Source organism: Pseudomonas sp. HD6422, from assembly GCF_025377065.1.
GTDB lineage: Bacteria > Pseudomonadota > Gammaproteobacteria > Pseudomonadales > Pseudomonadaceae > Aquipseudomonas > Aquipseudomonas putida_U.
The window spans coordinates 146248-158327 of sequence record NZ_JAHWIW010000011.1; the positions used below are offsets into that span (position 1 = coordinate 146248).

The 12080-nt window shown below is 63.1% G+C and carries 9 protein-coding genes; 6 read left to right on the plus strand and 3 right to left on the minus strand.

What is annotated here, in order from left to right:
* Window positions 1–49: 49 nt before the first annotated feature.
* The 3 genes from KY379_RS10610 to KY379_RS10620 are packed head-to-tail and all read right to left on the minus strand — an operon-like array spanning window position 50 to window position 3107.
* Window positions 50–1030 (minus strand): alpha-L-glutamate ligase-like protein, encoded by a 981-nt coding sequence (locus tag KY379_RS10610; protein ID WP_133328477.1) that lies wholly within the window; start codon window positions 1028–1030, stop codon window positions 50–52.
* Window positions 1030–2565 carry an inactive transglutaminase family protein gene (locus KY379_RS10615; protein WP_133328475.1) on the minus strand — a complete coding sequence of 512 codons (1536 nt, stop codon included), beginning with the start codon at window positions 2563–2565 and terminating at the stop codon, window positions 1030–1032. The genes KY379_RS10610 and KY379_RS10615 overlap by 1 nt, the downstream gene beginning before the upstream one ends.
* A 5-nt stretch (window positions 2566–2570) precedes the next feature.
* Window positions 2571–3107 (minus strand): ATP-dependent zinc protease, encoded by a 537-nt coding sequence (locus KY379_RS10620; RefSeq protein ID WP_133328473.1) that lies wholly within the window; start codon window positions 3105–3107, stop codon window positions 2571–2573.
* Window positions 3108–3401: 294 nt separating this feature from the next.
* Between KY379_RS10620 and KY379_RS10625 the strand changes: the two genes are divergently transcribed.
* From KY379_RS10625 to prpD, 6 genes are all read left to right on the plus strand, one after another.
* A complete protein-coding gene (locus KY379_RS10625) occupies window positions 3402–4118 on the plus strand; it encodes a GntR family transcriptional regulator (protein WP_133328471.1) in 717 nt (238 codons plus the stop codon).
* On the plus strand, window positions 4115–5005 hold the full coding sequence (gene prpB / locus KY379_RS10630; RefSeq protein ID WP_261241651.1) for a methylisocitrate lyase: 891 nt from the start codon (window positions 4115–4117) through the stop codon (window positions 5003–5005). Before KY379_RS10625 ends, prpB begins: the two co-directional genes overlap by 4 nt.
* Before the next feature lie 91 nt (window positions 5006–5096).
* Window positions 5097–6224 (plus strand): 2-methylcitrate synthase, encoded by a 1128-nt coding sequence (gene prpC / locus KY379_RS10635; RefSeq protein WP_261241653.1) that lies wholly within the window; start codon window positions 5097–5099, stop codon window positions 6222–6224.
* A 78-nt stretch (window positions 6225–6302) separates the two neighbouring features.
* Window positions 6303–8891, plus strand: coding sequence for a Fe/S-dependent 2-methylisocitrate dehydratase AcnD (gene acnD, locus KY379_RS10640; protein WP_261241659.1), 2589 nt, complete (start codon window positions 6303–6305; stop codon window positions 8889–8891).
* Window positions 8892–9030: 139 nt separating this feature from the next.
* Window positions 9031–10221, plus strand: a complete 1191-nt coding sequence (gene prpF / locus KY379_RS10645) for a 2-methylaconitate cis-trans isomerase PrpF (protein ID WP_133328462.1) — start codon at window positions 9031–9033, stop codon at window positions 10219–10221.
* Between the two features lie 64 nt (window positions 10222–10285).
* Window positions 10286–11770: a 2-methylcitrate dehydratase gene (gene prpD / locus KY379_RS10650; RefSeq protein ID WP_261241665.1), complete on the plus strand. Its 1485-nt coding sequence runs from the start codon at window positions 10286–10288 to the stop codon at window positions 11768–11770.
* Window positions 11771–12080: the final 310 nt, after the last annotated feature.

Below are 12080 nucleotides of genomic sequence, written 5' to 3' on the forward strand. Positions count from 1 at the left end.
CGTGTTCCGCCCCCTTCGCGGGCATGTCCCGCGAAGGGGCGTTGCAGGCCTAGCGAGGTTGCACGTGCCCGAACAACCCTTGGGCAACCCGTACGCGCTGCTCGGCATCCTCGGTCACGCCATCCTTTGCCAGTGCCTCGAGGTGGGCCTCGATGGCGTGGGTGCGCTGGGTCAGGCCGCAGTCGTTGGCGATCTGGATGTTCAGGCCCGGGCGGGCGTTGAGTTCGAGGATCAATGGGCCCTTTTCCTGGTCCAGTACCATGTCCACCCCGATATAGCCCAGCCCGCACAGTTCATAGCAGCTGGCAGCCAGCTTCATGAAGCCATCCCAGTTCGGCAATTGCACGCCGTCCACCGCATTGGTGGTGTCCGGGTGCTTGCTGATGATGCGGTTGAGCCAGGTGCCGCGCAGGGTCACCCCGGTCGCCAGGTCGACACCCACGCCGATGGCGCCTTGGTGCAGGTTGGCCTTGCCTCCGGACTGGCGGGTCGGTAAGCGCAGCATGGCCATCACCGGATAGCCCATCAACACGATGATGCGGATATCCGGTACGCCTTCATAGCTGATGCTCTTGAAGATCTGGTCCGGGGTCACCCGGTACTCGATCAGCGCCCGGTCGCGATGGCCGCCCAGCGAGTAGAGGCCGGTGAGGATGCTGGAGATCTGGTGCTCGATCTCCTCGTGACTGATGATCTTGCCCGAGACCGTGCGGTAGTTGTCCTCGAAGCGGTCGGCGATCACCATGATGCCGTCACCGCCGGCGCCCTGGGCCGGCTTGATGACGAAGTCGTTGCGCCCACCGATGATCTCGTCGAGTTTCTCGATCTGCTTCTCGGTCTCGATGATGCCGTACATCTCAGGCACATGGATCCCGGCTGCGAGTGCGCGCTCCTTGGTGATGATCTTGTCGTCGACGATCGGGTACAGGTTGCGCTTGTTGTACTTCAGGACATAGTCCGCATTGCGCCGGTTGATACCCATGATGCCCCGGGCCTCCAGGGCTTTCCACGTCTTGATCAGGCCAAACATCACACGTCGCCCTTTTTGACGAATGCCTTGAAGCGAACGAGCTCAGTCAGGCGGTAGCCACGGTAGCGACCCATCGCCAGCATGAAGCCCACCAGAATCAGCAGTACCGCCGGGAAGGTGAAGACGAAGTAGACCAGCTCCGGCACCATCATCAGCAGGTGCGCCAGGGATGCGGCGAACAGGGTGCCGATGGCCACTTTCATGGCATGGCCGCCGCCACGCTCTTCCCAGGTGATCGACAGGCGCTCGATGGTCATGGTCAGGATCACCATCGGGAACAGTGCGACCGACAGCCCACGCTCCAGGCCCAGTTTGTGGCTGAACAGGCTGATCGCGGCGATCAGTACCACCACGAAGGTCAGCACTACCGACAGGCGCGGCAGCATCTGCAGCTTCAGGTGTTCGAGGTAGGAGCGCAGCGACAGGCCCAGTGCGGTGATCACGGTGAACAGCACGATGCCGAAGCCCAGCTGGGTTTCGCGGAAGGCCAGGGCGATCAGCACCGGGGTGAAGGTGCCCAGGGTCTGGATACCGATCAGGTTGCGCAGGACCAGGATCACCAGGACGCCGATCGGGATCATTACCATGATCATGAAGGTCTGCTGGGTCTGCAGCGGCAGGCCGTACAGCGAGTACTCGAGGAAGTCGGCGTCGGTATTCTCGTCGGTCAGCTTGGCCAGGCGGATGGCGTTCATCTCGCTGTTGTTCATGCTGAAGGTGACGTTGGCCTTCTTGCCGCCATCGATGGTGACCAGATTGTCGTCACCGGTCCACCACAGCAGGCGGTCGTTCGGCAGGCCTTGCTCGCCGGTGTCGGGGTTGAAGTACAGCCAGTCGTTGCCGTTGAAGCTGCGCAGCCACAGTTCAGGGGATTGCGGCGTGTCGGCCACCAGGCGAATGGTGTGGACCTTTTCCATCGGCACATGGGCGATCGACAGCAGCAGGTCGATGACCTGGGCCTTCTTCATCGACGAGGTATCGCCTGCCAGCAGCAACTTGACGTTGTCGTCGTTGAGGTTGTTGACCCGCTTGATGGTTTCGCTGACGAAGGTCTCGACGTCGGCCGAGTGCTGGCGAATCGGCGCCATCAGAGCCTCGGCGGCAATCTTCTCGGGGCCTTCGACGGCCAGGCTGTCGCGGAAAGTCGGGCCCTTGACCGTGCTCTTCTCGGTGCTGTAGCGCTTGGTCAGCACCAAGCGATAGTAGAGGGTCTGATTGCCGCTGGCGCGGCGTGCCGACCAGGTCACCTTGCGGTTGCCGTCGGCGCGGTTGACGCTCACCCCGTAGTTGTTGGAGATGAAGCTCTCGTTGAGGCTCACGTAGTCGCGGTTCAGCGGGGGCACGAACATCTGCACCTTGACCGGGTCCTTGGCGCTGGCAACGAATTCGACCTTGGCGTCGATGTTCCACAGGTCGTCGGTTTCGTCTTCGGTCACCGGAATGCCGAGGACGAAGATCTGATAAGCCGTGACCGCCACGCCCAGTAGCACCAGCACGGTGATGAGGACTTTCAAATGGAGGGTAAGGGAGCGCATCGGGGTTACTCTGCTTTGGGAGCGTCGGTGGCACAGGCAGGTTTGCCGGCCGCGTATTTAAGGCTTGGGTCGACCAGCGCGTCGAAGTGCTTGAGCGCCTCGGAGCCGATCAGCAGCGGGAACTGGAACGCGCTGCGGTCGGTGAGGTTGACTTCGATGGTGCGCAGGGCCTGACCCATGCAGATTTCGAGTTCGATGACCGGGCGGGCCGTATAGGCCTTGCCCGACTCTGCATCATAGTCGCCGGCACGGCGCTTGATCTTGCTGACGCGGGCCAGGGGGCGTTCGATCGGATGCGAGTGGGCGGCATCGATGGCCAGGTAGAACCGCACCCAGCTTTCCCCGTCGCGCTTGAAGCGCTTGATGTCGCGGGCGCTGAGCGAAGCGGTCTTGGCTCCGGTGTCGAGCTTGGCGGCCACTTCGAGGTCGAGGCCACCCAGTCGGGCATATTCGTTGAGACCGTAGACGGTCTTGCCTGCGGCTTGGCCGAGGGCCGGCAACAGGGACATGCATAACAGCAATAAAACGGGTGTAAGTCTCATAGTCCTGGCGCGGTGCTGTGCAAAGTTCGGGGCAAGGCGACTGGCAAGTACTGCGCAAGCTTCCTCGTTCATCTGTCGACAACCTGCGGCTGCCGACGGACACACTGTCCATACTCCGTGGGAGGCGCGGCATTCTATCACGGCAACGCCTGGGCGCCAGCGCCTCGCGATCTGACAGCAGCGAAACGGGTTAAGTTCGCTCTTAGACGATTGTCGACAATATTGAATTTTTCTTTGACTAGGTGGAGTTGATTCGCTAATTTTCGCCTTATGGATTTAAAAGGTGTTGACAATATGCTCGACGTTTCTCCCTCCAGCCTTGCGCAATCAGACGAAACGGAAACCTTGTCCGAGCATGTCTTCCGTTGCATCCAGGCGGCCATCGTCAAGGGTGAGATCGCCCCTGGCAGCAAGATCTCCGAACCGGAGCTGGCGCGTACCTATGGCATCAGCCGTGGCCCGCTGCGCGAGGCCATCCACCGTCTGGAAGGCCAGCGCCTGCTGGTGCGGGTGCCGCATGTGGGAGCGCGGGTGGTGTCGCTGGACCCCGCCGAGCTGGTCGAGCTGTACGAGATTCGTGAGTCGCTCGAAGGCATGGCCTGTCGCCTCGCCGCCGAGCGCATGAGTCAGGCCGAGATCGACGAATTGCGTCGGGTTCTCGATACCCACGAGCGCGATGCGGCCTTCCAGGCCGGGGTCGGCTACTACCAGCAGGAAGGCGACTACGACTTCCACTACCGCATCATCCAGGGCAGCGGCAACCAGACGCTGGTCAAGATGCTTTGTGGTGAGCTGTACCAGTTGGTGCGCATGTACCGCATCCAGTTCTCCGCCACGCCCAACCGGCCGCGCCAGGCTTTTTCCGAGCATCACCGCATCCTCGACGCCATCGCCGAGCGTGATGGTGAGCTGGCCGAACTCCTGATGCGCCGCCATATCGGCGCCTCCAAACGCAACATTCAGCGTCATTACCTGGACGCCAACAACAACAGCCCCCGAGGTGATTCATGACTGTGAAGAGCACGCCCGGCCAGCGTTTCCGCGATGCCGTCGCCGCCGAACATCCGTTGCAAGTGGTCGGTACCATCAACGCCAACCATGCCCTGTTGGCCAAGCGCGCCGGGTTCAAGGCCATCTACCTGTCCGGTGGTGGCGTGGCTGCAGGCTCCCTGGGGTTGCCGGACCTTGGCATCACTGGCCTGGATGACGTGCTCACCGACGTGCGCCGCATCACCGACGTGTGCGACCTGCCGCTGCTGGTGGATGTCGACACCGGCTTCGGCGCTTCGGCCTTCAACGTCGCGCGTACCGTCAAGTCGATGATCAAGTTCGGCGCCGCCGCGATTCACATCGAAGACCAGGTCGGAGCCAAGCGTTGCGGTCACCGGCCGAACAAGGAAATCGTCACTCAGCAGGAGATGGTCGATCGCATCAAGGCTGCGGTGGATGCGCGCAGCGACGACAGCTTCGTGATCATGGCGCGCACCGACGCGTTGGCCGTCGAGGGCCTGAACGCCGCCCTGGATCGCGCTGCAGCGTGCATCGAGGCCGGGGCCGACATGATTTTCCCCGAGGCTATCACCGAGCTGTCGATGTACAAGACCTTCGCCGAGCGCGTGGGTGCGCCGATCCTGGCCAACATCACCGAATTCGGCGCCACGCCGCTGTACACCACCGAAGAACTGGCCTCGGCCGATGTGTCGCTGGCGCTGTACCCGCTGTCGGCCTTCCGTGCCATGAACAAGGCCGCCGAAAACGTCTACACCGCGCTGCGCCGTGATGGTACGCAGAAGAACGTGATCGACACCATGCAGACCCGCATGGAGCTCTACGATGCCATTGGCTATCACGCCTTCGAGCAGAGCCTGGATGCCTTGTTCGCGCAGAAGAAAGGTTGAGTGATCGTGCCTGTGTCGGCCTCTTCGCTGGCACAGGCAAAGCTGATTAGCCAGAAGAATTCCATAACAAGTTCAAGAAAGGAGAAGCACCATGGCCGAAGCAAAAGTACTCAGTGGCGCAGGCCTGCGTGGCCAGGTGGCCGGCCAGACTGCACTGTCCACGGTCGGCCAGGCCGGCGCCGGCCTGACCTACCGTGGCTACGACGTTCGTGACCTCGCCGCAGGCGCCGAATTCGAAGAAGTGGCCTATCTGCTGCTGTATGGCGAGTTGCCGAGCAAGGCCGAGCTTGCCGAATACAAGGTTAAGCTCAAGAGCTTGCGTGAACTGCCCCAGGCGCTGAAGGAGGTGCTCGAGCGCATTCCGCGAGACGCCCATCCGATGGATGTGATGCGTACCGGCTGCTCGGTGCTGGGCACCCTCGAACCCGAGTTGACCTTCGAGCAACAGCGCGACAAGACCGACCGACTGCTGGCGCTGTTCCCAGCGATGATGTGCTATTGGTATCGCTTCACCCACCACGGCGTGCGCATCGACTGCAGCAGCGACGAAGACACCCTGGGCGGGCACTTCCTGTACCTGTTGCACGGCAAGAAGCCCAGCGAGCTGCACGTCAAGGTCATGAACGTGTCGCTGATTCTCTACGCCGAGCACGAATTCAACGCCTCGACCTTCACCGCACGGGTCTGCGCCTCGACCCTGTCCGACCTGTATTCCTGCATCACAGCAGCCATCGGCGCACTGCGCGGGCCCCTGCACGGTGGCGCCAACGAGGCGGCGATGGAGTTGATCGAGCGCTTCCATAGCCCACAGGAGGCGACGGCCGAACTGCTGCGCATGCTCGAGCGCAAGGACAAGATCATGGGCTTCGGGCATGCCATCTACAAGGAGTCCGACCCGCGCAACGAGGTGATCAAGGGCTGGTCGAAGCAGTTGGCCGATGCAGTGGGCGACACCGTTCTGTATCCGGTCTCCGAAGCCATCGACAAGACCATGTGGGAACAGAAGCGCCTGTTCCCCAACGCCGACTTCTACCATGCCTCGGCGTACCACTTCATGGGCATTCCGACCAAGCTGTTCACCCCGATATTCGTCTGCTCGCGCCTGACCGGCTGGGCGGCGCACGTCTACGAACAGCGTGCCAACAACCGCATCATTCGCCCGAGCGCCGAGTACACCGGCGTCGACCAGCGCCAGTTCGTGCCGATCGATCAGCGCTGAAAGCAACACTGAGAGGCAAGCCCGGTCCCACAGGGACGGAGCCGCCTTCCGCCCCTTGTGACCGAGCCTGATAACGCTATGAACACGACCTACCGTAAACCTCTGCCAGGCACCGACCTGGACTTCTTCGACGCCCGTGCGGCAGTCGAGGCGATCAAGCCTGGCGCCTACGACGGCTTGCCTTACACCTCCCGCGTGCTCGCCGAGAACCTGGTGCGCCGCTGCGATCCGGCCACTCTGGACGCCTCGCTCGGCCAGCTCATCGAACGCAAGCGCGATCTCGATTTCCCATGGTTCCCGGCCCGGGTGGTGTGTCATGACATCCTCGGCCAGACCGCCCTGGTCGATCTTGCCGGGCTGCGCGATGCCATCGCCGACAAGGGCGGCGACCCAGCCCAGGTCAATCCTGTGGTGCCGGTGCAGCTGATCGTCGATCACTCGCTGGCTGTGGAATGCGGTGGCTTCGATCCCCAGGCGTTCGACAAGAACCGCGCCATCGAGGACCGTCGCAACGAAGACCGCTTCCATTTCATCAATTGGACCAAGAAAGCCTTCAAGAACGTCGACGTGATCCAGCCTGGCAACGGCATCATGCACCAGATCAACCTGGAGAAGATGTCGCCGGTGATTCACAGCGATCGCGGCGTAGCCTATCCGGACACTTGTGTCGGCACCGACAGCCACACCCCCCACGTCGATGCCTTGGGTGTGATCGCCATCGGGGTGGGCGGTCTCGAGGCCGAGAACGTGATGCTGGGCCGCGCCTCGTGGATGCGTCTGCCGGAAATCGTAGGCGTCGAACTGAGCGGCAAACTGGCGCCGAACATCACCGCCACCGACCTGGTACTGGCCCTGACCGAATTCCTGCGCAAGCAGAAAGTGGTCGGCGCCTATCTCGAATTCTACGGCGAAGGCGCTCGTGCCCTGACCCTGGGCGACCGCGCGACCATCTCCAACATGGCCCCGGAGTACGGCGCCACTGCCGCGATGTTCGCCATCGACCAGCAGACCCTCGATTACCTCACGCTCACCGGCCGCGAAGCGCAGCAGGTGCAGTTGGTGGAAACCTATGCCAAGGCGACCGGCCTGTGGGCCGAGAGCCTGATCAATGCCGAATACGAGCGGGTGCTGCACTTCGATCTGTCCAGCGTGGTGCGCAACATGGCCGGCCCGTCCAACCCGCACGCCCGTGTGGCCACCAGCGATCTGGCGGCCAAGGGCATTGCCGGGGCGTGGGAAGCAGTACCCGGACAGATGCCCGACGGCGCGGTGATCATCGCCGCCATCACCAGTTGCACCAACACCAGCAATCCGCGCAACGTGATCGCCGCAGGTCTGTTGGCGCGCAACGCCAACAAACTCGGCCTGGCCCGCAAGCCTTGGGTCAAGTCGTCGTTGGCGCCGGGCTCCAAGGCCGTGCAGTTGTACCTGGAAGAGGCAGGGCTGGAAAAAGAGCTGGAGCAGTTGGGCTTTGGCATCGTCGCCTTTGCCTGCACCACCTGCAATGGCATGTCGGGTGCCCTGGATCCGGTGATTCAGCAGGAGATCATCGATCGCGATCTGTACGCCGCCGCGGTGTTGTCGGGCAATCGCAACTTCGACGGGCGTATCCATCCGTATGCCAAGCAGGCGTTCCTGGCTTCGCCGCCGCTGGTGGTGGCCTACGCCATCGCCGGGACCATCCGTTTCGACATCGAGAAGGATGTGCTGGGCGTGGTCGATGGCAAGGAGATCCGCCTCAAGGATATCTGGCCGAGCGACGCCGAAATCGACGAAGTGGTGCGCGCCGCCGTCAAGCCCGAGCAGTTCCGCAAGGTCTACATCCCGATGTTCGCCATCGAGGAGGACCGCGGGCCGCAGGTGCCGCCGCTGTATGAATGGCGCCCGATGAGCACCTACATTCGTCGGCCGCCTTACTGGGAAGGTGCTCTGGCCGGCGAGCGGACTCTGCGCGGCATGCGTCCGCTGGCGGTGCTGCCGGACAACATCACCACCGACCACCTGTCGCCGTCCAACGCTATCCTGCTCGACAGCGCCGCGGGCGAGTACTTGGCGAAAATGGGCCTGCCCGAAGAGGACTTCAACTCCTACGCCACCCACCGTGGCGATCATCTGACCGCGCAGCGCGCCACCTTCGCCAACCCCAAGCTGTTCAACGAGATGGTGCGCAAGGAAGACGGCAGCGTGCAACAGGGGTCGCTGGCGCGTATCGAGCCGGAGGGCAAGGTGACGCGCATGTGGGAGGCCATCGAGACCTACATGCAACGCAAGCAGCCGCTGATCATCGTTGCCGGTGCCGACTACGGTCAGGGTTCGTCGCGCGATTGGGCGGCCAAGGGCGTGCGACTGGCAGGTGTCGAAGCGATCGTCGCCGAAGGCTTCGAGCGTATCCATCGCACCAACCTGGTGGGCATGGGTGTATTGCCGCTGGAGTTCAAGCCGGGCACCGACCGCAACACCCTGGGCCTAGATGGCAGCGAGACCTATGACGTCCTGGGGGCGCGCACGCCGCGTGCGACCTTGGCGCTGGTGGTGACGCGCAAGAATGGCGACCGCTTCGAAGTGCCGGTGACTTGCCGTCTGGACACGGCGGAGGAAGTGTCGATCTACGAGGCCGGTGGTGTGTTGCAGCGCTTTGCCCAGGATTTCCTCGAGGCCTCGGCCTGAGTGGCGGGGCAAGCCCGCTCCCACAGGTACAGCGCTGCCCGCGAGTAAGGCACACAGCCTGTGGGAGCGGGCTTGTCCCGCGAATGGGGCGCGCAGCGGCCCCAGGGGTTTCGCATTCTTCTACAGGACACCCAAGACGATGGCATACGTACCACAAATCAAGATCCCCGCCACCTACATCCGCGGTGGCACCAGCAAGGGCGTGTTCTTCCGCCTGCAGGATTTGCCCGAGCGCGCTCAGGTGCCTGGTCCGGCCCGCGACGCCCTGTTGCTACGGGTGATCGGTAGCCCCGACCCCTACGCCAAGCAGATCGATGGTATGGGTGGTGCCACCTCCAGCACCAGCAAGACCGTGATCCTGGCGAAAAGCAGTCGGCCAGAGCACGACATCGACTACCTGTTCGGTCAGGTCGCCATCGACAAGGCCTTCGTCGACTGGAGCGGCAACTGCGGCAATCTTTCCGCTGCGGTCGGCTCGTTCGCCATCAGTGGCGGCCTGGTCGACCCGGCCCGCGTCCCACGCAACGGCCTGGCCACCGTCCGGATCTGGCAGGCCAACATTGGCAAGACCATCATCGCCCATGTGCCCATCACCGACGGCGAAGTGCAGGAGACAGGCGATTTCGAGCTTGACGGCGTGACCTTCGCCGCGGCCGAGGTGCAGCTTGAATTCCTCGACCCGGCCGCCGACGAGGACGCTGGCGGCGGGTCGATGTTTCCCACCGGCAATCTGGTGGACGACCTCGAAGTGCCGGGCGTCGGTACCTTCAAGGCTACGATGATCAATGCCGGTATCCCGACCATCTTCGTCAACGCCGCCGATATCGGCTACACCGGTACCGAGTTGCAGGATGCGATCAATGGCGATGCCCAGGCCCTGCAGCGTTTCGAAATCATTCGTGCCTATGGCGCGGTGCGCATGGGGTTGATCGAACACGTCGACCAGGCTGCCGGGCGTCAGCACACCCCCAAGGTCGCGTTCGTCGCGCCGCCGAGCGCCTACACTGCCTCCAGTGGCAAGGCTGTCGCAGCCGGTGACATCGACCTGGTGGTGCGTGCGTTGTCCATGGGCAAGCTGCACCACGCGATGATGGGCACTGCCGCGGTGGCCATCGGCACCGCGGCAGCCATTCCGGGGACGCTGGTCAATCTCGCCGCCGGCGGCGGCGAACGCAGCGCGGTGCGCTTCGGTCACCCCTCCGGCACCTTGCGGGTCGGGGCCGAGGCTCGTCAGGTCAAGGGTGAATGGACGGTGACCAAAGCCATCATGAGCCGCAGTGCACGGGTGTTGATGGAAGGCTGGGTGAGGGTGCCTGGCGATTGCTTCTGAGGCACCACGATCGCTCGGTTGGAGTTGATGGGGCTGCGAGGCAGCCCCCCTACAGGAGCTTGCCATGAGCGCCAATGTTGACCTGAACGATCGCCCGGACTACGACCGGCTGCTGCAAACCCTCGCCGATTACGCCCTCGATTACCGGGTCGAATCGCCCGAAGCGCTGGATACCGCGCGCAACTGTCTGATGGATTCCCTCGGATGCGCCTTGCTGGCCTTGCGCTTTCCCGAATGCACCAAGCTGCTGGGCCCGCTGGTGGAAGGCACCCAGGTGCCCAATGGCGCCCGCGTGCCTGGCACCGACTATCGGCTAGACCCGGTAAAGGCTGCCTGGGACATTGGTTGCAGCGTGCGCTGGCTGGATTACAACGACACCTGGCTGGCCGCCGAGTGGGGGCACCCCTCGGACAACCTCGGCGGCATCCTGGCCGTGGCCGATCATCTGTCGCAAAAGCGCGTGTCCGCTGGCGAGGCGCCGCTGCTCATGGGTGACGTGCTCGAAAGCATGGTCATGGCCCATGAAATCCAAGGTGTCCTGGCGCTGGAAAACTCATTCAATCGGGTCGGCCTGGACCATGTGCTGCTGGTCAAGGTGGCGTCTACGGCCATCTGTGCCCGCCTGCTGGGCGCCAATCGCGAGCAGATGCTGTCTGCCTTGTCCCATGCTTTCGTCGACGGGCAGGCGCTGCGTACCTACCGCCACGCGCCTAACGCGGGGTCGCGCAAGTCCTGGGCCGCGGGTGATGCTTCCAGCCGTGGCGTGCGTCTGGCCGACATCGCCCTGCGCGGCGAGATGGGCGTGCCCAGTGCACTCACGGCGCCACAGTGGGGCTTTCACGAGGTGTCGTTCAGCCACACCAACAAGGATCTGGCACTCAAGCCCGCCGGACAACGTGAGTTGCGCCTCGGGCAGCCACTGGGCAGCTACGTGATGGAGAATATCCTGTTCAAGATCAGCTTCCCGGCCGAGTTCCATGCCCAGACCGCCTGCGAGGCGGCTGTGACCTTGCACCCACAGGTACGCAACCGGTTGCATGAGGTCGATCGCATCGTCATCACCACCCAAGAATCGGCGATCCGCATCATTTCCAAGGTCGGCCCCCTGGCCAACGCCGCAGACCGCGACCATTGCCTGCAATACATGGTCGCCGTGCCGCTGATCTTCGGGCATCTGGTGGCTGAGCACTATGAAGACGCCTTCCATGCTGCCCATCCGAGCATCGACCGCCTGCGCGAGAAGATGGAGGTGATCGAGGAGCCGCGTTTCACTCAGGAGTATCTGGAGCCGGACAAGCGTTCGATCGCCAATGCCGTGCAGGTGTTCTTCAAGGATGGCAGCAGTACCCAGCAGGTCGTGGTGGAGTACCCGGTAGGGCACCGGCGGCGGCGGGGGGAGGGGATTCCTTTGCTGGAGGCGAAGTTCAGAGAGAACCTGGCGACCCGGTTTGCCCGGCAGCGGTGTGAGCAGATCCTTGGGGTGTGCAAGGACCAGCAGCGGCTGGAAGGTATGGCGGTGCACAGGTTTATGGATTTGTTCGTGATTTGAGGTTGTCTGTGCCGGCCTCTTCGCGGGCAAGCCCGCTCCCACAGGTTTTATCACTGTCCTTGTAGGAGTGGGCTTGCCCGCGAAGAGGCCGGCACAGACTAAAACAAAAAAAAGGCTCTTCACGGATTAGTGGGGGCAGGGTTTTGGTTTTGGGCTCTCTGGGCTCTCTGGGTTCTCTGGGGGGTTGGGGCTTTGGGCTTGTGTGGCTGATCCAAGGGATGTAGCGGCGCTAGTGGCCCCTTCCGCCTTTACGGCGGGCTCCTTTGTTCTTGGACAAAGGAGCGCAAAACCGCTTGCTCCCACATACGGC

What these genes read in the sequence shown, in the direction of transcription:
- KY379_RS10610 (WP_133328477.1), bottom strand. Translation starts at nt 1,030, where the DNA reads ATGTTTGGCCTGATCAAGACGTGGAAAGCCCTGGAGGCCCGGGGCATC.
- KY379_RS10615 (WP_133328475.1), bottom strand. Translation starts at nt 2,565, where the DNA reads ATGCGCTCCCTTACCCTCCATTTGAAAGTCCTCATCACCGTGCTGGTG.
- KY379_RS10620 (WP_133328473.1), bottom strand. Translation starts at nt 3,107, where the DNA reads ATGAGACTTACACCCGTTTTATTGCTGTTATGCATGTCCCTGTTGCCG.
- KY379_RS10625 (WP_133328471.1), top strand. Translation starts at nt 3,402, where the DNA reads ATGCTCGACGTTTCTCCCTCCAGCCTTGCGCAATCAGACGAAACGGAA.
- prpB (WP_261241651.1), top strand. Translation starts at nt 4,115, where the DNA reads ATGACTGTGAAGAGCACGCCCGGCCAGCGTTTCCGCGATGCCGTCGCC.
- prpC (WP_261241653.1), top strand. Translation starts at nt 5,097, where the DNA reads ATGGCCGAAGCAAAAGTACTCAGTGGCGCAGGCCTGCGTGGCCAGGTG.
- acnD (WP_261241659.1), top strand. Translation starts at nt 6,303, where the DNA reads ATGAACACGACCTACCGTAAACCTCTGCCAGGCACCGACCTGGACTTC.
- prpF (WP_133328462.1), top strand. Translation starts at nt 9,031, where the DNA reads ATGGCATACGTACCACAAATCAAGATCCCCGCCACCTACATCCGCGGT.
- prpD (WP_261241665.1), top strand. Translation starts at nt 10,286, where the DNA reads ATGAGCGCCAATGTTGACCTGAACGATCGCCCGGACTACGACCGGCTG.